Source organism: Citrobacter sp. RHBSTW-00859 (assembly GCF_013729795.1).
Lineage (GTDB): Bacteria > Pseudomonadota > Gammaproteobacteria > Enterobacterales > Enterobacteriaceae > Citrobacter > Citrobacter braakii.
In genome coordinates this window covers 4,586,113-4,607,257 of sequence record NZ_CP056284.1, presented here as the reverse complement: position 1 = coordinate 4,607,257, position 21,145 = coordinate 4,586,113, and the positions used below count along the sequence as shown (strand labels likewise).

At 57.5% G+C, this 21,145-nt stretch carries 23 protein-coding genes; 3 read left to right on the top strand and 20 right to left on the bottom strand.

The genetic code is table 11. The features are described 5' to 3' along the window. Positions 1-41 precede the first annotated feature (41 nt). The 3 genes from yjcO to HV302_RS23035 all read right to left on the bottom strand — a co-directional run bounded on the left by yjcO (position 42) and on the right by HV302_RS23035 (position 3,242). Entirely contained in the window at positions 42-731 is a 690-nt protein-coding gene (gene yjcO / locus HV302_RS23045; RefSeq protein WP_016155379.1) for a Sel1 family TPR-like repeat protein YjcO, read from the bottom strand. Between the two features lie 103 nt (positions 732-834). Continuing rightward, positions 835-2,982 carry a formate dehydrogenase subunit alpha gene (gene fdhF, locus HV302_RS23040; protein WP_081000494.1) on the bottom strand — a complete coding sequence of 716 codons (2,148 nt, stop codon included), beginning with the start codon at positions 2,980-2,982 and terminating at the stop codon, positions 835-837. Positions 2,983-3,077: 95 nt separating this feature from the next. Next, on the bottom strand, positions 3,078-3,242 hold the full coding sequence (locus tag HV302_RS23035; RefSeq protein ID WP_008786941.1) for a hypothetical protein: 165 nt from the start codon (positions 3,240-3,242) through the stop codon (positions 3,078-3,080). 28 nt (positions 3,243-3,270) lie between these two features. Between HV302_RS23035 and HV302_RS23030 the strand changes: the two genes are divergently transcribed. Next, entirely contained in the window at positions 3,271-4,002 is a 732-nt protein-coding gene (locus tag HV302_RS23030; protein WP_016155458.1) for a response regulator, read from the top strand. A gap of 14 nt (positions 4,003-4,016) precedes the next feature. On the opposite strand, the gene HV302_RS23025 is transcribed toward HV302_RS23030, so the two are convergent. The 6 genes from HV302_RS23025 to HV302_RS23000 all read right to left on the bottom strand — a co-directional run bounded on the left by HV302_RS23025 (position 4,017) and on the right by HV302_RS23000 (position 10,179). After that, the gene (locus HV302_RS23025; protein ID WP_181627487.1) at positions 4,017-5,021 is read right to left on the bottom strand and encodes a carbohydrate kinase family protein; all 1,005 of its coding nucleotides are present in this window, start codon (positions 5,019-5,021) and stop codon (positions 4,017-4,019) included. Then, positions 5,018-5,878, bottom strand: a complete 861-nt coding sequence (locus HV302_RS23020; RefSeq protein ID WP_046274569.1) for a ketose 1,6-bisphosphate aldolase — start codon at positions 5,876-5,878, stop codon at positions 5,018-5,020. The genes HV302_RS23025 and HV302_RS23020 overlap by 4 nt, the downstream gene beginning before the upstream one ends. Before the next feature lie 14 nt (positions 5,879-5,892). Further along, positions 5,893-6,576 (bottom strand): D-lyxose/D-mannose isomerase, encoded by a 684-nt coding sequence (locus HV302_RS23015; protein ID WP_016155461.1) that lies wholly within the window; start codon positions 6,574-6,576, stop codon positions 5,893-5,895. Positions 6,577-6,696: 120 nt separating this feature from the next. After that, positions 6,697-7,638: an ABC transporter substrate-binding protein gene (locus HV302_RS23010; protein ID WP_181626611.1), complete on the bottom strand. Its 942-nt coding sequence runs from the start codon at positions 7,636-7,638 to the stop codon at positions 6,697-6,699. Between the two features lie 29 nt (positions 7,639-7,667). Beyond that, complete coding sequence (locus HV302_RS23005; protein ID WP_016155386.1) at positions 7,668-8,663, bottom strand: ABC transporter permease subunit; 996 nt, start codon at positions 8,661-8,663, stop codon at positions 7,668-7,670. Next, on the bottom strand, positions 8,656-10,179 hold the full coding sequence (locus HV302_RS23000) for a sugar ABC transporter ATP-binding protein (protein ID WP_016155468.1): 1,524 nt from the start codon (positions 10,177-10,179) through the stop codon (positions 8,656-8,658). Before HV302_RS23000 ends, HV302_RS23005 begins: the two co-directional genes overlap by 8 nt. Before the next feature lie 114 nt (positions 10,180-10,293). On the opposite strand from HV302_RS23000, the gene HV302_RS22995 reads away from it, so the two are divergent. Together HV302_RS22995 and yjdP are read left to right on the top strand one after the other, a co-directional pair. After that, positions 10,294-12,558 (top strand): hybrid sensor histidine kinase/response regulator, encoded by a 2,265-nt coding sequence (locus HV302_RS22995; RefSeq protein ID WP_181626610.1) that lies wholly within the window; start codon positions 10,294-10,296, stop codon positions 12,556-12,558. A gap of 69 nt (positions 12,559-12,627) precedes the next feature. Beyond that, on the top strand, positions 12,628-12,957 hold the full coding sequence (gene yjdP, locus HV302_RS22990) for a DDRRRQL repeat protein YjdP (RefSeq protein ID WP_016155470.1): 330 nt from the start codon (positions 12,628-12,630) through the stop codon (positions 12,955-12,957). 69 nt (positions 12,958-13,026) lie between these two features. On the opposite strand, the gene phnP is transcribed toward yjdP, so the two are convergent. The 11 genes from phnP to phnF all read right to left on the bottom strand — a co-directional run bounded on the left by phnP (position 13,027) and on the right by phnF (position 21,127). Next, entirely contained in the window at positions 13,027-13,785 is a 759-nt protein-coding gene (gene phnP / locus HV302_RS22985; protein ID WP_103767213.1) for a phosphonate metabolism protein PhnP, read from the bottom strand. 8 nt (positions 13,786-13,793) lie between these two features. Beyond that, on the bottom strand, positions 13,794-14,228 hold the full coding sequence (phnO, locus tag HV302_RS22980; protein WP_046274567.1) for an aminoalkylphosphonate N-acetyltransferase: 435 nt from the start codon (positions 14,226-14,228) through the stop codon (positions 13,794-13,796). Further along, entirely contained in the window at positions 14,215-14,769 is a 555-nt protein-coding gene (phnN, locus tag HV302_RS22975) for a ribose 1,5-bisphosphokinase (protein ID WP_181626609.1), read from the bottom strand. The genes phnO and phnN overlap by 14 nt, the downstream gene beginning before the upstream one ends. Positions 14,770-14,771: 2 nt before the next feature. Next, the gene (gene phnM / locus HV302_RS22970) at positions 14,772-15,908 is read right to left on the bottom strand and encodes an alpha-D-ribose 1-methylphosphonate 5-triphosphate diphosphatase (protein WP_016155473.1); all 1,137 of its coding nucleotides are present in this window, start codon (positions 15,906-15,908) and stop codon (positions 14,772-14,774) included. Continuing rightward, entirely contained in the window at positions 15,905-16,591 is a 687-nt protein-coding gene (gene phnL, locus HV302_RS22965) for a phosphonate C-P lyase system protein PhnL (RefSeq protein ID WP_181626608.1), read from the bottom strand. Before phnL ends, phnM begins: the two co-directional genes overlap by 4 nt. A gap of 116 nt (positions 16,592-16,707) precedes the next feature. After that, positions 16,708-17,466: a phosphonate C-P lyase system protein PhnK gene (phnK, locus tag HV302_RS22960; protein WP_003844769.1), complete on the bottom strand. Its 759-nt coding sequence runs from the start codon at positions 17,464-17,466 to the stop codon at positions 16,708-16,710. Continuing rightward, the gene (phnJ, locus tag HV302_RS22955) at positions 17,463-18,254 is read right to left on the bottom strand and encodes an alpha-D-ribose 1-methylphosphonate 5-phosphate C-P-lyase PhnJ (protein WP_049259807.1); all 792 of its coding nucleotides are present in this window, start codon (positions 18,252-18,254) and stop codon (positions 17,463-17,465) included. Before phnJ ends, phnK begins: the two co-directional genes overlap by 4 nt. Before the next feature lie 46 nt (positions 18,255-18,300). Next, positions 18,301-19,368 (bottom strand): carbon-phosphorus lyase complex subunit PhnI, encoded by a 1,068-nt coding sequence (locus HV302_RS22950; protein ID WP_181626607.1) that lies wholly within the window; start codon positions 19,366-19,368, stop codon positions 18,301-18,303. After that, entirely contained in the window at positions 19,368-19,952 is a 585-nt protein-coding gene (gene phnH / locus HV302_RS22945; RefSeq protein WP_049040672.1) for a phosphonate C-P lyase system protein PhnH, read from the bottom strand. Before phnH ends, HV302_RS22950 begins: the two co-directional genes overlap by 1 nt. Further along, on the bottom strand, positions 19,949-20,401 hold the full coding sequence (phnG, locus tag HV302_RS22940; RefSeq protein ID WP_019077841.1) for a phosphonate C-P lyase system protein PhnG: 453 nt from the start codon (positions 20,399-20,401) through the stop codon (positions 19,949-19,951). Before phnG ends, phnH begins: the two co-directional genes overlap by 4 nt. Beyond that, positions 20,402-21,127, bottom strand: a complete 726-nt coding sequence (gene phnF / locus HV302_RS22935; protein ID WP_016155477.1) for a phosphonate metabolism transcriptional regulator PhnF — start codon at positions 21,125-21,127, stop codon at positions 20,402-20,404. It abuts the gene before it with no gap. Positions 21,128-21,145 lie beyond the last annotated feature (18 nt).

The following is a 21,145-nucleotide window of genomic DNA, read 5'->3' as shown; positions in this document are numbered from 1 at the left end:
GCTTGCCGGATAAGCGTAGCGCCATCCGGCAATGCAAATCATTACCCGTTTGTTAACTTATCAAACTCTTCGCAGCCGGTATCGAATCCTTCCATACAGCTCAGATTCAGCCAGTGCAGCGCCTTCTGTTTATTCTTCACGATAAAACCCTGTTCACCGTTTAAGAACATCATCCCTGCCCAGTATTCGGAATAACCGGTGCGGGAAATGGCTGAGCTTCGTTTGAAATACCACGTCGCTTTCTCATCATCAGCGGGTATGCCCACGCCGTTGGCGTAAATCAGGCCGAGCAGCATTTGTGCGTCGACGGCGGAGTCATTTTCCAGGTCTTCGGAGGCGTTTTGCAGCAAGGTAATGGCTTTAGGGTAATCGGTACGTCCAGCCTGGGTGTTGACCAGAATCCGCGCCAGGGTAAGTTCTCCCGCTTTACTGCCTGCTTTGGCTGCTTTTTCCGCCAGCGTTTTAGCCTGGGGGTAATCCAGACTGACCGGATTCGTAATTTTGATTTGCGCCAGTAGCGCACAGGCGTCGGCATCGCCGTTGTCGGCGGCTTTTTGCGCCCAATACTCGGCTTTGCTCAAATCGCCCGAACTGAACCAGGTATCGGCAAGAAAGTACTGTGCGCGACGATCCCCTGCCTCAGCGGCCTGTAAGTACTGGCTTCCTGGCTCAGTATCACTGGCATGGGCAAAGAATGTCATAAAGAACATCAATGCAATGAGTTGTTTCATTTTGAGTTTTATTTAGGGTACGGAATGAACAGTATAAAGAGATCGTATGGATAAAAAAACAGCCTCCGGGCGGAGGCTGTTGCAGAACAGTTACGTAAACGGACTAACCCATCGCGCTTTCGCGCAGGCTGGCTTTCAGCTTGGTGTACTCATCAATGACATACTGCTCGGCAGCGCGCTGATCGGCAATGCGTTCAACGTTAACGGCACAGTACTTGTACTCCGGCGTTTTGGTAATCGGGCTTAAGTTCTCGGTTACCAGCTCATTACATGCGCCAATCCACCACTGGTAGGTCATGTAAATCGCGCCTTTGTTTGGACGATCGCTGACTGCTGCACGGGTAATGACCCGGCCTTTACGCGAGTTAACCCACACCAGCTCTTCATCCTGGATGCCCAGGCGTGCTGCGTCGGCGGTGTTGATCTGGGCATAGCCCGGTTCATCCGCCAGCGCGGCCAGCGCCGCACAGTTACCGGTCATCGAACGGCAAGAGTAGTGGCCGACTTCACGCACCGTAGACAGCACCATCGGGTACTCCTCAGTGAGTTTGTCGATTGGCGCTACCCAGTCGCAGGTAAAGAACTGCGCCAGGCCGTTCGGGGTATCGAACTTCTCTTTGAAGAGATAAGACGTACCCTGGTCGGTTTCTGAGGTGTCGCGGCAAGGCCACTGGATATAGCCCAGTTCGCCCATTTTCTCGTAAGTGGCACCGTAGAAATCCGGGCACAGATGACGCAACTCATCCCAGATTTCCTGGGTGTTGTTGTAGTGCATCGGGTAGCCCATACGGGTGGCGATTTCACTGATAATCTGCCAGTCCGTTTTCAGATCCCACTTCGGCTCAACGGCTTTAAAGAAGCGCTGGAAGCCACGGTCAGCCGCGGAGAAGACGCCTTCATGCTCGCCCCATGACGTAGACGGTAAAATAACGTCTGCGGCAGCGGCAGTTTTGGTCATGAAGATATCCTGCACGATGACCAGTTCCAGATCCTCAAAGCCTTTGCGCACTGCGGAGAGTTCAGCATCGGTCTGTAATGGATCTTCACCCATAATGTACGCCGCGCGGACTTCGCCATGCGCCGCACGGTGCGGCAGTTCACTGATGCGATAGCCGGTATGTGCAGGCAGACTTTCCACGCCCCAGGCTTTAGCGAACTTCTCGCGGTTAGCCGGATCTTTCACATACTGATAGCCCGGATAAGTATCCGGTAGCGCGCCCATGTCGCATGCGCCCTGAACGTTGTTCTGGCCACGAACCGGGTTAACGCCCACGCTTGGCTTACCGAGGTTGCCGGTCAGCATTGCGAGGCTGGTCAGTGAACGCACGGTTTCCACACCCTGATAGAACTGGGTAACACCCATGCCCCACAGGATGGCCGCGCTTTTTGCCGTGGCGTACATACGAGCAGCCTGACGAATATCCTGTGCGCTAACGCCAGTGATATCTTCGACGGACTCCGGCGTGTAGCCTTCGACAATCTTGCTGTACTCTTCGAATCCTTCGGTACGGGAGGCGACGAACGCCTGGTCGTACAGTTTTTCTTCGATGATGACATGACCCATAGCGTTGAGCAGCGCGATGTTCGAGCCGTTTTTCAACGCGATGTGCATATCGGCAATACGCGCGGTTTCAATTTTGCGCGGATCGCAGACGATAATTTTCGCCCCGTTACGTTTAGCGTTAATCACGTGATTCGCCACGATCGGGTGGGAATCCGCTGGGTTGTACCCGAAGATGAACACTAAATCTGTGTTATCAATTTCATTGATAGCATTACTCATTGCGCCGTTACCGACCGATTGGTGCAGACCTGCAACCGAAGGGCCGTGTCAGACGCGAGCGCAGCAGTCAACGTTATTGGTACCAATAACGGCGCGCGCGAATTTTTGCATTACATAGTTGGTTTCGTTACCCGTACCGCGAGATGAACCGGTCGTCTGAATAGCGTCCGGGCCATACTTCGCTTTGATGGCGCTCAGACGAGTGGCGACGTAATCAAGCGCTTCATCCCAGGAAACGGATTCCAGTTTGCCGCCACGCTGGCGACGGATCATTGGGGTTTTCAGACGAGGGGTCAGGATCTGGGTATCATTGATAAAATCCCAGCCATAGTAGCCCTTCAGACACAAGGTACCCTGGTTGGTTTTCCCCTGCGCCGCTTCAGCCCGGACGATTTTGCCGTTATCGACCACCAGGTTGATTTTGCAACCTGATGCGCAATATGGGCAAACCGTGACGACTTTTTTCATCGGTCTCGCTCCAGTTAATCAAATCACGCATACGCGCTTGTCGCTTGAGTTATGCATCTTTTATGCCATGTTTTTATCAGGGGCATTAGTCGATATTACGGGCGAATTTTGCGCAAAACCCTGACGAAAAACAGGCTGTCGTCATATTTGACGTGACGAATCTCCAATACGTGACGGCCCGGCAGTGTGACCGAGGTTATGTTTCCCGCACATCCTTGTGCCTTATCGCTGTCACTCTGTGCAGAATCAATCACACTCATTTAAGTTGGCCAGAAATGGGGAAAAACAATGAAGCCAGCCATACTGGTTGTGGATGATGACATCGCTGTCTGCACGCTTTTACAGGATGTGCTGAGCGAACACGTCTTTGCAGTGACCGCATGTCACACCGGGCAGGAGGCGCTGCGCTGCATTGAGACTCAGCCGGAAATCGCTCTGGTATTGCTGGACATGATGTTGCCTGATATTAACGGTCTGATGGTGCTGCAGCAGGTGCAAAAGATCAGACCCGGACTACCGGTGGTGATGCTGACCGGGCTTGGCAGCGAGTCGGATGTGGTTGTCGGGTTGGAAATGGGCGCTGACGACTACATCGGTAAACCGTTCAATGCGCGGGTACTGGTGGCGCGGGTAAAGGCGGTACTCAGACGCGTCGGCGTGTTAACGGCAGAAAGCGGCAGCCCGCAAACCACGGGGCTTTCTTTTAACGGTTGGCATCTCGATACCGCCGGTTGCCAGTTACATAATCCTCAGCAACTGAAGGTGGAGTTGACGCAGGGGGAATACAGCCTGCTGCTGGCGCTGGCCCAAAACGCCCGCCGGGTACTTAGCCGAGAACAGTTGCTGGAACTGACGCGCAGCGACAGCGTTGAGGTGTTTGACCGCACCATTGACGTGCTAATCATGCGGTTACGGCGAAAAATAGAGAACAACCCGCATCAGCCGATGCTGATCAAAACCCTGCGCGGGCTGGGCTATGTGTTTGCCGCCGACGTTCAGCATCATGATAAGGCGGCGTAAACGTCTTATCCGGCTTACAAGGATGCTATATCGGCTTTTAACTCTGCCAACGTTTTCGCGCCGTCTATCGCGTTGGCGCACAGCAAACTGGCCCGTGCGCAGGCGTGTGCCAGCCTGACGCTGTCCGTCAGCGACCAGCGTTCATGACAGCCATACAAAAATCCGGCGCAAAACGCATCTCCCGCCCCGACGCTGCCAACGATCTCCTCCGGCGCCAGGTACTGTGACGGGATCCAGACGCCCGGCAGATCCGGCGCTTCAGCCCAGGCGCCTTCCGGACAGTGGATAACCACCCGCAGGCGAACGCCCGCATTCAGCAGTTCGCGCGCAGCGGTGGCGATGTGCGCAATATGCAACTCCCCGTTGGGCAGGCGGATCTCCAGCCCGCTGAATTCCCCGGCTTCCAGCTCGTTAATTACCAGATAGTCGAGATGGCGCAGGGCTGGCATCACCAGCGGCTGATAGCGCGGATCGCCCTTGCGTGAAACCAGATCCAGTGATGTTTCAAAGCCGTTGTCGCGCATTTGCGCCAGCAGCCGTGCGCTACGTGTGCCGTACTCCTCATCCGGCATGTCCAGACTGTCGAGCAGCAGCAGATAGCCAAGATGGAAGATTTTCATCGAGGTATCCAGTTGCTCAAAAGCGGGCAGATCCAGCAGCCGGTTGGCACCGGGCGAGTGGAAAAAGGTGCGCTGACCGCTGGGATCGGTCATCACCTGTGACATCGACGTGGGGGCGAAAGTCGTGCGCTGCACATGCTGGCGATTAACATGATACTGCTCCAGCATCGCCATGATGTAGTCGCCGTCGCTATCCTGACCGATTAACCCCACTGCCTGCAGCGGCAGTCCGGTGTGCATTTTCGCCAGCGTCAGCAGTACGTTCAGCGGCGCACCGCCCGTCGCGCGTTCGCTACGGATGATTTCCGCCAGCCAGCCGCGTTCCGGCCACTGCACAATTTGATGCACATGATCGACCAGCATGTTGCCTGCGGCGATAACGCCTCTGCGTTCCATCAGACCCGTCCCGCGCTGCCAAAAATACGCATCTGTTCTGAAACGGTATCGGTAATGGCCTCTTCAATGGCGAGCAGCAGTTCGGCGAATTCGTCGTACAGGGGCTGACGATTCGCTATTCTTGTCTCTACCGCTGACAGCGCCGCCTGCGACATGCCGGTATAGAAGTTGATTTTGTGAATGCCGAGTTCAATTGCGCGCTTGAAATCGTCGTTGCTGATGCCGGAACCGCCGTGCAGTACCAGTGGGATCGCCGCCTGCTGGCGAAGGGCCTCCAGACGCGGAAAGTCGAGCACCGGTTCGCCTTTATATTTGCCGTGTGCATTACCAATGGCGACCGCCAGCGCGTCAATCCCGGTTCTGTCGACGAAATCACGCGCCATCATCGGGTCGGTAAATAGCGACTCGTCGGCATGACCATACAACGCGCCGCCCTCATCGCCTCCCACCGCGCCCAGTTCGGCTTCCACCGATACGCCGACGGCGTGACACATCTTCACCACTTCGCGGGTTTGACGAATATTTTCTTCATACTCCAGCGTGGAGCCATCAAACATCACTGAACTGAAACCTAAGCGCAGTGCCCGAACTACCGACTCAAAGTGCAGGCCGTGGTCAAGGTTCAGCACTACCGGAATGTCATGCCGCGCGGCTTCGAACTTGACCGCTTCGACCAGAGAATCCAACGAGATATATTTAAAATGCACCTCGGCGATGTTGATGATAAACGGCGAACGTTCCTGCTTTGCCGCGGCAAACAGCGCGCGCAGGAAGTGTGAGTCCAGAACGTTAAACGCCCCTAAGGCATAGCGGTGCTCGCGGGCATGGGCAAGGCCATCGGCGAGAGATATCAACGGCATAATGCGCTCCTTGGTTAGCGGAACAGGCGATACTCATTACACAGCACCAGCTGCGCCGGTTCGTCTTCTTCAATGTCGTTATAGCGGGCGATCGGTTGCAGAAAGTGGTTATCGTGGTCGTCGTCATTAACAGAAGAAACCTCGCCGACCAGCACGTCGCCAAAACCTTCTTCCGCCCAGAAGCTGTGATACAGGCCCGGTGGCAGGCAGATGCTTTCACCCGGCGTCAGGCGCAGTTGACTGCCTGCCGCATGGGTTTGCCGACAGCCGTCAATCACCACGCTCACGTCGCTGTCCTCCGTTTGTTCTCGGAGCCCCGCATTCCACAGTTCCACAATTAAATTACCGCCGCCGCGATTGATAATGTCTTCGCGTTTGCGCCAGTGAAAATGCATCGGCGTGACCTGCGCATCGCGAACATGCATGATTTTCTCGGCGTAGCATTTCTCGTAAGGCATTCCTTTGGGCGAGCCATTACGCAGGGTAAACAGCGTTAACCCTTGCGCGGCGAAATTGTTGCCGCCAAACGCGGTGACATCCCAACCGAGCTTAAGGTCGAAAACTTCTCTCCAGGCGGCGGGATCAAGCTTGCGCCATTGGGTCGGCGGGAAACTGGCGAAAGGGGGGAGATGCACGTCGTGCAGAGAGAAAAACTGGCGCGTGTGGCCCAGTATCTCGTTGATAGCGGAACGTTTCATCGGCAGAATCCTCCTTAATATCATGCCGGATGGCGCTGCGCTTATCCGGCCTACAAAATCATACCGATCTTGTAGGTCGGATAAGGCATTTTTGCCGCCATCCGGCGTTGTTGTGGCGGGTTATTTCACCGTCCAACCCTTATAGCTGCCGACGTTGTTTTTATCGATCATCGTCACCGGGATCAGTACGGGCTCTTTCGGGGCGGGTTTCCCCTGCAATATGTCATAGCCGATTTCGACCGCTTTGGCAGCCATCACCTGCGGATCTTGTGCAGGCGTCGCCACAAATAGTGAGTTTTCCCGCTTCAACGCTTCTTCAGCGTCTGGCGATCCGTCTACGCCGACAATAAAGAATTCGCTACGTTGTGCCTGTTTTGCTGCCAGATCGGCACCGATCGCCGTAGGATCGTTAATGGCGAATACGCCGTCGATCTTCGGATTTGCCGCCAGCAGCGCGGTCATGATCTCCAGTCCGCCTTCGCGACTGCCTTTAGCATTTTGGTTATACGACAGCACCTTGATATCCGGGTGGCGTTTAAACTCTGTCTGGCAGCCTTCCACGCGGTTCTGGACGGCGGAAACCGGCGGCCCGTTGATAATGACGACGTTGCCTTTCCCTTTCAGACGGTCGGTAATGTATTTACAGGCCATTTCACCCGCCTGGGTGTTATCGGAGGTAATGGTCGCATCTGCGCCTTCCGCCGCTACGTCAACGGCAACCACTACAATCCCTGCGTCTTTCGCGCGTTTTACCGCTGGGCCGATGCCTTTGGAGTCGGCGGCGTTAAGAATAATCATGTCGACCTTGGCGGCAATAAAGTTGTCGACTTGCGACACCTGTTGTCCCAGATCGTAGCCGCTGGAAACCAGCGTCACTTTAACGCTATCACCCGCCAGTTTACGTGCTTCCAGCTCCGCGCCTTTGGTGATCTGCACGAAGAACGGGTTGGCCAGATCGCCCACCGTAACGCCGATCGATTTCAGTTCTTTTGCCTGCACAAACGGAGCTGCAGCAAGCAGTGCGCCAGCACAGAGCGCGGTGACTAAGGGCTTCAATCTCATGCTGTATTCCTCGAAGTAAGATGTTGTTGTTATGCACTTTGATGGTGTCGGGTACGGTATTTGTCGATCAGTACCGCTATGATGATCACCGCCCCTTTGATCACCAGTTGCCAGAAATAGGAGACGCCCATCAGCGTCATGCCGTTATTGAGCGTGGCGATAATCAACGCCCCTACCAGCGTGCCGGTGATGGTACCGATCCCCCCAACAAAGCTGGTACCGCCGAGGATCACCGCCGCGATGGCGTCCAGCTCGTAACCCATGCCTAAGTTGCCGTTGGCGCTGTATAGCCGCGAGGCGCTCATCACCCCGCCAAGGCCTGAGAGCACACCGCTCATGCCGTAGACGAACAGCAGCACCAGCCACACTTTGATACCGGTTAAACGAGCGGCCTGCATATTGCCGCCGACCGCATAAATATGAACGCCGAGTGTGGTGCGCCTAAGAATGAACCAGCACATCACCACCACCGCCAGCGCAATGACCACTAGCCACGGAACCGGACCAAGATAGTTGTTACCGATCCACTCAAAGCTGATATTGGAATTGATCACCGTCGTGCCGTCGGCCAGCAGATAGGCCGCGCCGCGCAGCGCCGTATACGTTCCAAGCGTGACGATAAACGGTGGCAGTCCGGCAAAAGCAACCAGCGCGCCGTTAAACAACCCCAGCACCAGACCGAGCATCAGCGCCGCCGGAATCGACAGCATGGCAAATTCAGGGATCAGCGAAACGACCATAGCCGCGACGGCGGTGGTGCCGAGAATCGAACCAACCGAGAGGTCGATCCCGCCGGTCAAAATAATGAAGGTCATGCCTGCCGCCAGCACGATGTTGATCGACGCCTGGCGGGTAATATTCAGCAGGTTGCTTTCGGTAAAAAAGTTTGGCGCGATAAAGCCAAATACCGCCACTATCAGGATGAGAATCGGCAAGATGCCGACCGTTTGCATCAGATCGCTCATCAGCAATTTTTTCGCGGAGGCGGATTTCGCCACCTGCTGGGGAGTGGTTGGATTATTCATGGGACACCGCCTGGTGATGGGAGTCGTTCACGCCGGTTGCCAGCGTCATAATATTTTCCTGGGTAATACTTTGCCCGTTCAGCTCACCGGCAATGCTGCCTTCCCGCATGACGTACACGCGATCGCTCATACCGACAACTTCCGGCAATTCGCTGGAGATCATCAGGATCGCCACGCCTTTGCGCGCCATGTCGTTCATGATCCGGTAGATCTCGCTTTTGGCGCCAACGTCTACGCCGCGCGTGGGTTCATCGAGGATCAAAATGCGTGGGCCGATCGCGACCCAGCGTGAAATCAGCAGCTTTTGCTGATTACCACCGGACAGCCCGCCCGCGCGTACCTGGGCGTGCGGAACGCGGATGTTGAGCAACTGGATGGCGTCATCGGAAATAGCCTGCGCCTTTTTGCGATCGAGCATGCCCCAGTTGGCGTCACGTTCCAGCGTCGCCATGGTGATGTTCTCTGCTGCCGCCAGCTCTAAAAACAATCCCTGCTCTTTGCGGTTTTCCGTCAGAAAGCCAATGCCGTGGTCAATCGCCTCGCGAGGGGAGTGGATCACCACCGGTTCACCGTCTACTTCAATCATGCCGCCGATGGCTTTACGCACGCCAAAAATCAACTGAGCCAGTTCAGAACGCCCGGCGCCGACTAACCCGGCAAGTCCGACGATCTCCCCAGAGCGCACCAGCAAACTGCACGGCTGGACTTTATGGCCGTCGGTCAGGTGGTGGACGTTGAGGCGCGCTTTACCTAAGGGAATATCGCGCTCTTTGTTGAACAAATCGCTTAACGGTCGGCCCACCATCATGCGCACCAGCTCAGAGGCGTTGAGTTTGTCGCGGGTCAGGCTGCCTACATATTGCCCGTCGCGCAGGACGCTGACGCGGTCCGAGAGTTCATACACCTCCGCCATGCGGTGGCTAATGTAGATAATCGCCATCCCCTCATCGCGCAGGCGCATGATCAGTTCAAACAAGCGGTGGGTTTCACGTGAGGAGAGGGCGGCAGTGGGTTCATCCATCACCAGAATGCGGCTGTTACGGTGCAGGGCGCGGGCGATTTCCACCTGCTGCTGTTCGGCGATGGTCAGCGTCATCACGCGATCGCTGGCCTTAAACTGGGCGCCGAGCCGGTCGATGACTTTTTGCGACTGCATCACCATCTCTTTACGTTGGACCAGACCGCCGCGCGACAGCTCGCTGCCAAGAAAGATATTTTCCGCCACTGTCAGGTTCGGCGCGAGCTGCATCTCCTGGTAAATCAGCGTGATGCCTGCGCTGAGCGCGTCTTTTGGCCCGCGAATGTGAAACGGCTGACCGTCGATCAGGATCTCACCGCTGGTGGCGGTATACGCGCCCGCGAGGATCTTCATCAGGGTGCTTTTCCCCGCGCCGTTCTCACCCATCAGGGCATGAATCTCACCCGGCCAGACCGTTAAATCGACCCCTTTCAGCGCGTAAAATTTACCAAACGCTTTGGCAATGTTGCGCATCTCCAGAACCGGTGTCCTGCTCATAGCGGATCTCCTGTGGGGTGGCCGATATCAGCAGTCCATCACAGGAATGTAAATGCAAAATGTCAGAAGCCGTTCATATTTGTCATATTGCGATTTTTCTTCACGGAGCGTGATATGCCGCAACCAGGACGTCACTTTTTCGCCAGTGCGCGCGGACGATTGCTGTTCTTCAATCTGCTGGTGGTGACGGTCACGCTGATGGTAAGCGGTGTGGCGGTGCTGGGGTTTCAGCATGCCAGTCAGATCCAGGAACAGGTGCAGCAGCAAACCGTTGACGACATGACCGGCAGCATGAACCTGGCCCGGGATACGGCGAACGTGGCGACGGCGGCGGTGCGGCTGTCGCAGGTGGTCGGCGCGCTGGAATACAAAGGTGAAGCGGAGCGGCTGCAGGAGACGCAACGGGCGCTGAAGCATTCGCTGGAACAGCTGGCTACCGCGCCGTTGGCGCAGCAGGAGCCGGCGCTGGTCGAGCGTATTATCCAGCGCAGCCAGGAGCTACAAAGCAGCGTGGAAGGTATGCTGCAGCGCGGGCAACGGCGACATCTGGAACGTAACGCCCTGCTCAGTTCGCTGTACCAGAATCAAAGTTATTTACGTCATCTGCAAAAGCTGACCGGCGCGCAGGATGACGTGCTGCTGGGGCAGATAGACCGCTTAATTGTTGCCGCCATTGAAACACCCACGCCGCGTTCGGTGGTGAAACAACTGGACGGCGTGATGCCCGCGCTGCCTGTGCAAAATAGCAGTCCGCTGATTACCAACATCCTCACCGACTTCAACCAGGAGTTGCATAAGCTGGAGCCGCTCTCTTCTGCGCTTGAGCAGAGCGATTTGGCGATCAACTGGTATATGTTTCATATCAAAGCGCTGGTGGCGATCCTCAACAGCGATATCAACCGGTATGCTTCGCAGGTGGCGCTGATCTCCGAACAGCGGGTAGCGCAAAGCCATCAGGAACTGCAATCTGGCGCGTTGTTTATTTTGGTATTTGCGCTGTTGGCGGTGGTGATCACCGGTTTTGCCGGCTGGTATATCTACCGTAACCTCGGTTCTAACCTGACGGCCATTTCGCGGGCGATGACCCGGCTGGCGCACGGTGAATCGGACGTTAGCGTCCCGGCCTTGCAGCGGCGCGATGAGCTGGGCGAGCTGGCCCGCGCCTTTAGCGTCTTCGCCCGTAATACGGCATCGCTGGAGCACACCACCCGACTGCTAAAAGAAAAAACCAGCCAGATGGAAATCGACCGCACCGAGCGCCAGGGGCTGGAGGAAGCGCTGTTGCACAGTCAGAAACTGAAGGCGGTAGGGCAACTGACGGGCGGATTAGCGCATGATTTCAATAACCTGCTGGCAGTCATTATTGGCAGCCTGGATCTGGTGAACCCAGACTCTCCTGACGCGCCACGGGTCAATCGGGCGCTAAAAGCCGCCGAGCGCGGGGCGCTCCTTACCCAGCGGCTGCTGGCCTTTTCGCGCAAACAGTCGTTGCATCCCCATGCGGTGGAGCTGAAAACGCTGCTGGAAAATTTGGGCGAACTGATGCGCCACTCTCTTCCGGCTACGTTGACGCTGGAGATTGAAGCCCAGTCTCCCGCCTGGCCCGCGTGGATTGATGTCAGCCAACTGGAAAACGCCATTATCAATCTGGTGATGAATGCCCGTGACGCCATGGACGGGCAGGCGGGCACGATTAAAATCCGTACCTGGAATCAGCGGGTCACGCGCAGCGATGGGCGTAAGCAGGATATGGTGATGCTGGAAGTTGCCGACCAGGGAAGCGGGATGTCGCAGGAGGTGAAAGCTCAGGTCTTCGAGCCGTTTTTCACCACCAAACAGACCGGCAGCGGCAGTGGGCTGGGGCTGTCTATGGTCTACGGTTTTGTGCGCCAGTCCGGTGGCCGCGTGGAGATTGAAAGCGCCCCTGGGCAGGGAACGACGGTCAGATTGCAGCTTCCTCGCGCGGTTGTGCCGGTGCAGACACCGGTGGAGACAATCGCACAGCACACCCCGACTCGCGGTGAAAAACTGGTGCTGGTTCTCGAAGATGAAGCCGATGTGCGCCAGACGTTATGTGAGCAATTACACCTGCTGGGCTACCTGACGTTAGAGGCCGCCAACGGCGAACAGGCTATGCATATGCTGGCGGCTTCTTCCGAGATTGATATTCTTATCAGCGACTTAATGCTGCCCGGCGGTTTAAGCGGTGTGGATGTGGTTAATCATGCGCTGGCACATTATCCACAACTGAACATCCTGCTGATTAGCGGCCAGGATTTACGTCCGGCGCATAATCCGGCGCTGCCAGATGTGGCGTTATTGCGTAAGCCCTTCACCCGGGGAGAACTGGCGCAGGCGCTGCGGCATTCGCGTAATTGAGATTCCTCCGCTACCCGCGCAAATACGCTTTGATTACCGTGGGGCGAGTTTCTTGATGAGGCTGGTTTTATGCAACGCTCCGCGACATTCTTACTTTTCACTCTGCTGATGATGACCACCGTATCGGCGCAGGCCGATATTATCGATGACGCCATCGGCAATATTCAGCAGGCAATTAACGACGCATACAAACCGGACAGCGGGCGGGATTATGACGACTCTCGTGATGAAAGCTGGCAGCGACAGATGAGTGACGATCGTCGCAGGCAGTATGATAATCGCCGCCGCCAGTTTGAAGACCGCCGCCGCCAACTGGATGACCGCCAGCGCCAGCTCGATCAGGAACGGCGTCAGTTAGAAGACGAAGAGCGCAGAATGGAAGAAGATTACGATCGTTAGCGCAATCTTTCGCTGGCAAGGTTATAGGGAGCAGAGACCTGTTAACAAGTGTTTTAGTGCGATGTAAACCTACCTCAGCACAATCTCCATTCCGTCATACCCGGCTTCAAGCCCTGTCGGTAGCGGATTCTCCATCATCCACAAATCAAACTGATGACTGATATGCGTCAGGATCACCCGTGGGCAGCGGATAACCTCGTTCAAGGCGATAACGGTATTTACATCGCTGTGATTGCGCGGCGGCTCGGCGCGCGGGGCGTGGCTGCAGTCGATGATAATCACCTGAGGCTGGTTATTGTGGAGAAACTTCAGCGTCTTGTCGGGAAGTCCGGCGGTATCGGAGAGCCACGCCACGCGGCTGTGCGCGGTCTCCAGCAGATAGCCAAACGTCAGCTTTGAATGGTTGAGCGGGAGTGGCGTCACCTGCAACCCTTGCAGATTAAACACCACGAATGGCGCGACGGTATGGCTAAAATCGAGGATGCCAGGGTGCTTAAACAGATCGTCGCATCCCTGTTCATCCGGCGGACCGTACACCGGGATAGTCGCCCCCACGCCCCAGCGCAGCGGAAACAGCCCCTGCACGTGATCCATATGGTAGTGGGTGAGCAGAAACTGCTGGAAGCTGCCTGCTGGCCAGTCGTCCATCAGATGCGGGATCCCCGCGTCCAGCAGCGTCACCGAATTGTTAAATTTGACCACCCCGCTACAAGGGCGTCGACGGTATTGTGCCTGTAAGCGTGCTCGTTGGCAGGCCGCACAGTCACAGCCAAATGCCGGCACCAGTTGCGCGCCGCCGGTTCCCGTCAGCGTAATGGTCAGACTCATGGCTCCCCCTACAACGGTTTGGTGAAGCGAAAATGGCTCATGGTATAGCCTTCGCGCTGGTAAAAGCGGTGCGCGTCAAGGCGTTGGGTGCTGGTAGAAAGCTCGGTTATTTCTGCGCCCGCTTCGCGCGCGGTGGCTTCGGCCCAGGCCAGTAACTGACTACCCACTTTTAGTCCTCGCGCCTGTGGCATCACCACCAGTTCCTGGATCTCGCCAATCCAGTTGGCGTGGTGCAGATGAAACTGCAGGTGCAGACCGATCAAGCCGACGACCTGTCCGTCGAGCAGCGCCAGCTGGTAGTGCATATTGGGATCTTGCAGATTTGCGGCGTAGCCGGCGCTAAAGGCCTGCAGGTCGAATTGGCCCTGTTTCAACTCACAGATAAGCGCGTAAACCGCATCGGTATCGTATAGCGTGGCGCGGCGTAATTCACAGACAGACATGTTTCTTCTCCTTGCATCCCATCAGTGTGAGCAGTGTATCGACAGACTGTAGCAAACTTCCATCATTGTTCAGGACGTGGCAGTCATACGGCGTGTAGCGTGCCGCGCGTTCAAGGCGGGCAGCGATTTCCGTTTCGCTCTCCCGCCCACGTGCCTGCAGGCGCTGGCGTAGAATGGCCGGGGAAACCTGTAAGCAAATGGGAAGTAAAGAAGCGCCGTAACGGGCCTGCGCCTGTGGCAGATGCGCGCGCGAGCCGTTGACCACCACATCAAAACCGGCGTGCAGCCAGAGATCAATCTCTACGCCGACGCCATAATAGAAGCCGTTGGCGTGCCAGCTCAGCGCCAGCAGGTTCTGCCCGGCGCGGGTAAAAAACTCTGGTTCGCTGAGGGCAATATGGTTTTCATTCCCGGCGTTGGCGGCGCGGGTGATGTAACGGTGCGCCACCAGCAGTTGCGCAGGTTCCTGCTGGCGAAGTTCTGCCAGTAGACTGTCCTTACCGGAGCCAGACGGCCCCATCAGCCAGATCAGTTTCCCCATAGTCAGAATACCCTTTTGCCCTGACGCCAGACGTGGTCGATATGGATGTGATCGCCTTTGCGATGCGCCAGCACCAGATCCGCGCGTTTACCTTCGGCTACAACGCCACGATCGTCGAGATTTAATGCCCGCGCCGGATTGCGGGTCACCAGACGAATGGCCTGCGGCAGCGTAAAGCGGTTGGCATCATCGTCCGCCACGCGGAATGCCGCATCGAGCAGGCTGGCGGGGTAGTAGTCGGAGGAGAGAATATCCAGCAGCCCCAGCTCAGCCAGCTTATGCGCCGCCACGTTGCCGGAGTGAGAACCGCCGCGCACGATGTTGGGCGCGCCCATCAGCACGTTCATGCCATGCTGGCGCGAGGCCTCTGCGGCGGCAAAGGTAGTAGGAAATTCGGCGATCACGCTGCCAAGTTGATGCGATTCCAGCACATGATCGCAGGTGGCATCGTCATGGCTCGCCAGCGCTATCTGGCGCTCACGACACATCTGAGCAATCGCCGTGCGGTTGGGTTGCGACCAACGTGCAGCCAGAGCTAACTGTTCTTCTTCGTAGCGGGCCATTTGCTCGTCGGTAAGTGAATACTTGCCCTGATAGTACTCGCGGTACTTCTCGCGATTGGCAAACTGACGCTGGCCGGGGGAGTGGTCCATCAGCGATACCAGCGTCACCGGCTCACGACCGACCAGTTTTTCAAACAGCGGTAGGGTGGTGTGATGCGGCAGCTCGCAGCGCAAATGCAGGCGGTGCTCGGCGCGATTGACCCCGCGCTTTTGCGTCTCTTCCACCGCGTTGATCATCTTCTCGAGATTTTCCAGACGGTCGCCACCGTCGCGCACATCGCCAATCGCCACCGCGTCCAGCACGGTGGTAATGCCGCTGGCGACCATCAGCGCGTCGTGGCTGCTCATCGCCGAGTGGGCGGGCCAGTCTACCTTCGGGCGCGGGGTGAAAAACTTGTCGAGATTGTCGGTATGCAGCTCGATAAGCCCTGGCAGCAGCCAGCCGCCTTCTCCGTCCATCGCTTGGGCCAGTTGGCTCTGACTTTCGGCAAAGGCGCGGATCGTTCCGCCCTCAATTTCCAGCGATCCTTGCACCACTTCATCTTCCAGCACCAGCTTTACATTATTGATAATCATGCTGTTGTTCCCATCAGGTGCAGGCGATCCGCGACGCGGTCGCGCACGGTTTGATCGTGAAAAATGCCGACAATTGCCGCGCCGCGGGCTTTCGCTTCTTCAATCAATGCGACGACGGCGGCGCTGTTTTTGGCGTCCAGCGAGGCGGTGGGCTCATCGAGGAGTAGAATCGGGTAATCGACGATAAACCCTCGGGCGATATTGACGCGCTGCTGTTCGCCCCCGGAAAACGTCGACGGCGCCAGGTGCCACAGCCGCTCCGGCACGTTCAGGCGGGTAAGCAGGTTAGCCGCTTTGGCTACGCACTCCTCGCGCGACACGCCGAGATCCAGCAGCGGCTGCATCACCACATCCAGCGCAGAAATCCTTGGGATCACGCGCAGGAACTGGCTGACCCAGCCGATGGTTGAACGGCGAACTTCCAGCACTTTACGCGCCGGAGCCTGCACCAGATCGACCCATTCGCCGCTGTGGCGGATGTGGATGTGTCCTTCATCCGGCAGGTAGTTGGCGTACAGCGAACGCAGCAATGTGGATTTGCCGCTGCCAGAGTGACCGTGCAGCACCACGCATTCGCCGTTGTTAACTTCCAGAGTGGCGTCTTGCAGCACCGGCAGACGCACGCCGTTTTGCTGATGCAGTACAAAGGTTTTACTGACGTTTTCAACGCGAATCGCGTTCATTTTTAGCCCCTTTAAGCTTTTTTGCGTTCGATTGCCTGATGGCGCTTCGCTTATCAGGCCTACAACCGATGCCGATCCGTAGGCCGGGTCGCGAAGCACCACCCGGCAAGACAAAATCAGTTTTGCAAAACAGATGACACCAGCAACTGGGTATACGGATGATGCGGGTCGTCGAGTACGCGGTCGGTTAACCCACTTTCCACCACCTGACCCTGCTTCATCACCAGCAAACGGTCGGCCAGCAGGCGCGCTACGCCCAGATCGTGGGTGACAATAACCACTGCCAGATCCAGTTCCACCACCAGGCCGCGCAGCAGGTCCAGCAGTTTGGCCTGTACGGAAACGTCCAGACCGCCGGTGGGCTCGTCCATAAACACCAGTTTGGGATGGGTGACGAGGTTGCGGGCGATCTGCAGTCGCTGCTGCATGCCGCCGGAAAAGGTGGTTGGCAGGTCGTCGATACGCGAGGCCGGGATCTCCACTTCCTCCAGCCAACGCTGCGCGGTGGCACGAATGTCGCCGTAGTGGCGCGCCCCAGTGGCCATCAGGCGTTCGCCGATATTGCCGCCAGCGGAGACCTGACGGCGCAGGCCATCCAGCGGATGCTGATGCACCACGCCCCATTCGGTGCGCAGCAGACGGCGACGGTCGGCCTCGTTCATGCCGTACAGCGAACGGTTCTGATACAAAATCTCACCGCTCTGCGGCGTTAGCCGTGAAGAGATCGATTTCAGCAGCGTGGTTTTGCCTGAACCGGACTCGCCGACGATACCCAGCACTTCGCCAGGCCACAGGTCAAAAGAGACATCGCTGAAGCCCTTGCCCGGCGCGTAGAGATGGGTCAGGTTGTTGACTGAAAGCAGCGGTTGCGTCATTTGCTGAGGGCCTCACTCTGTTGGCGGCAGTAGTCGGTGTCGGAGCAGACAAACATGCGTTTGCCGGTGTCATCGAGCACCACTTCATCGAGATAGCTGTGGGTTGAGCCACAGATGGCGCAAGGCTCATCCCAGCTCTGCACGGTAAACGGGTGATCGTCGAAATCGAGGCTTTCCACGCGGGTGTAAGGTGGAACGGCATAGATGCGTTTTTCGCGGCCTGCGCCAAACAGTTGCAGGGCCGGCATCATGTCCATCTTCGGATTGTCGAATTTTGGAATTGGCGACGGGTCCATGACGTAGCGGTCGTTGACCTTCACCGGATAGGCGTAAGTGGTGGCGATATGGCCGAAGCGGGCGATATCTTCATACAGTTTCACCTGCATGATGCCGTACTCTTCCAGCGCGTGCATGGTGCGGGTTTCCGTTTCGCGCGGCTCGATAAAGCGCAACGGCTCGGGGATCGGGACCTGGAAGATAATGATCTGGTCTTCCACCAGCGGCGTTTCCGGGATGCGGTGGCGGGTCTGGATCAGCGTCGCGTCTTCCGTGCGCTCGGTGGTGTTCACCCCGGTCACGCGTTTAAAGAAGTTGCGAATCGACACGGCGTTAGTGGTGTCATCCGCGCCCTGGTCAATTACCTTCAGCACGTCCGGCTCGCCAATCACGCTGGCGGTGAGCTGAATACCGCCGGTTCCCCAGCCGTAGGGCATCGGCATTTCACGTCCGCCAAACGGTACCTGGTAACCGGGGATCGCCACTGCTTTCAGAATTGCGCGGCGGATCATGCGTTTGGTCTGCTCATCAAGATACGCAAAGTTGTAGCCGGAGAGGTTAGTGGTCACGGGTGGCCTCCTGTTGCAGGCGTTTGAGCAGTTCCAGCTCGGCCTGGAAATCGACGTAATGGGGAAGTTTGAGGTGCGAAACAAAACCCGCCGCCTCAACGTTATCCGCATGCGCCAGCACGAACTCTTCGTCCTGCGCCGGTCCCGTGACCGATTCATCGTATTCGGCTGCCTGTAGGGCGCGGTCCACCAGCGCCATCGCCATCGCTTTACGTTCGCTCATGCCGAACACCAGCCCGTAGCCGCGGGTAAAATGAGGGGATTCGTTTTCTGGCGCGACAAAACCGTTGACCATTTCACATTCGGTCATCAGCAATTCACCGACGTTCACCGCAAATCCCAGCTCTTCCGGTACGGTTTCCAGTGCCACATAGCCGCTGCGGATTTCGGCGGCAAACGGGTGATTACGCCCGTAGCCGCGTTGGGTGGAGTAGGCCAGCGCCAGCAGATATCCCTCATCGCCGCGCATCAGCTGTTGCAGACGTGAGGCTCGTGAACAGGGGTAAACCGGTGGCGTACGGGTAATATCATCCGGCTGAGCGCCATTATCCTCTTCACGCTTTGCCAGTCCCTGGTTGGCCAGCAGGGAAAAGACGTGCGGAGAGGCGTCCTGCGCGTCGTCTGCGCTGCGCAGGGGTGGCGTTTCGCCATTGGCCAGCAGGGTAAAATCCAGCAGGCGATGGGTGTAGTCATAAGTGGGACCTAACAACTGCCCGCCGGGAATATCCTTGTAGACCGCAGAGATTCGGCGCTCAAGGCGCATTTCTGCACTGTTAACCGGTTCGCTGACCGCCACCTTTGCCAGCGTAGTGCGGTAGGCGCGGAGCAAAAAGATGGCTTCGACGTTATCGCCGCTCGCCTGCTTCAGCGCCAGCGCTGCCAGTTCGCGGTCGGCGATACCGCCTTCGGTCATTACCCGGTCGACGGCCAGGTTCATCTGTTGTTCGATTTGCGCCACGCTCAGTTCAGTAATGGTCTCTTCGCCCCGGCGTCGGTTTTCCTGCAGGGCGTGGGCGTTGGCTATCGCCTTTTCGCCCCCTTTGACGGCGACGTACATCAGCACACCTCCACATGGGTAGTTCGCGGAATAGCCAGCAGGCGTTCGCCGCAGGTGAGGATCAGGTCGACCCCCAGCGGGAACGGATGCGGGCGTTCGGTGAGTTCGTGAATCAGGCATTCCGGTAGCTGTGGCGCGATCATGCGCTCTTCAGCGATACCGGCGCCGGTCAGACGCAGCATGCGTCCACCGCTTAAGCCAGAGACCTGCACAATCAGCGTGGCGCTGGTTTCTGGCGCGACGGCGGAACCTGCGGAGAGGGCGTTAAGCTGTTCGCTGCTGATGCGTTCGTCGGCGACGGCAAAGGCCGCCAACTGCGGCTGATCCACCAGCGATGCGTTGGTGTGAAAACGCAGATTCTGCCGGGCGATATCGTTATCCATCGACGGCGCCAGCCATACCGGCGTGTCGCCATCGACCAGGGTCAGTAGCACGCTGGTGGTTGCCAGGCCCAGTGGCTGCCAGCCGTGTTTCAGTTGATGGAGGGCGACGATCACGCCCGGCTCACTCATGGCCTTCAGCAGGCGACGAAAGCTCTGCTGAGCATCCTGAACGGGTAAATTAAAAGCGGTTTGTAAGGTCATGCGTTATCTCCGCGTACCAGCGTGAAGAAGTCGACCCGGCTGGCGTTGACTTCGGCACGGCGTGCGCTAATCAGCGCATCGCGTTCCGCTTCCAGCGGGGCAATTAAGGTTTCCATTAGGCTCTGGAAATGCGTTTGTTCCTGCAGCAGCGCGTCAATGACCGCGCACTGCTCGGCGTGTTGTTTGTTGCGGCCCAGCAGGTAGCTGTAGCCCAGCGTGCCGCTCTTCAGGCGTACCACTGCGCGGGTAAGCGTGGTATCACCGGCAAAGAAGCGGTTGCCGGTGCCGCCCATGCGAGCCTGGAGCTGCATCAGTCCGCTTTCCGGTGCGCGGATAAGTTCATAGTCTGGCGTCAGTTTGAGCGCGTGGATGCGGGCGTTCAGGGCATCGGCATTGCTGTAAGCCAGCGCGCGCATCCAGCGCTGGCGGGTCGCGGTATCGAAATGCATTCAGTGCTCCATAGTGAATTCGATCATGTCGGCGCGGGTCAGGCTGACGGAGTATTCCGCCGCGTGTTCTTCGCCTTCACGGTGGTTCAGGGTGCGCACGCACAGCAGCGGCGCCATATTGGGGATTTCCAGCACTTTGCTCTCTTTAGCCTGTGCGCGGCGGGCGCTGATGCGCGTTTGTGTGCGCAGGAGCGTCAGACCGGACTGTTCGCGCAGGTAGTCGTGCAGTGAGCCGTTGTTAAAGCCCTGCAGCAGCGGCCATAGCGTGAGGTCGGAAAAATAGTGGTCGATCTGGCACAGTGCGATACCGTTTACCCGGCGCAGGGTGCGCAGATGAATCACGTTATCGCCCTCGTTAATGCTGAGCGCATCGGCAATGTGACTGGAGGCCGGGCGCAGCACCGCCAGCAGTTTTTCGCTGGTGGGGTGGCTGCCCTGGTCCAGCAGGTTCTGGCTAAAGCGCGCCTGGGCATTAAGCGGGTAATCGAATGGGCGCATCAGTACCAGTACGCCAACGCCCTGGCGACGCTGGACCCAACCACGCTCAACCAACTGGTCAATAGCGCGGCGCAGGGTGTGGCGGTTTACCTCGTAGCGCGCGGCAAGCTGATGCTCGGCGGGCAGATAGTCACCGCAGCGATAATGATGACGAAGCTCCTGCTCAAGTCTCGCGGCAATTTCCTGATAACGCGTTGGATAACTGGTCGGATGTGTAGACAAGTGCATAGCAATCAATGCCTCGCT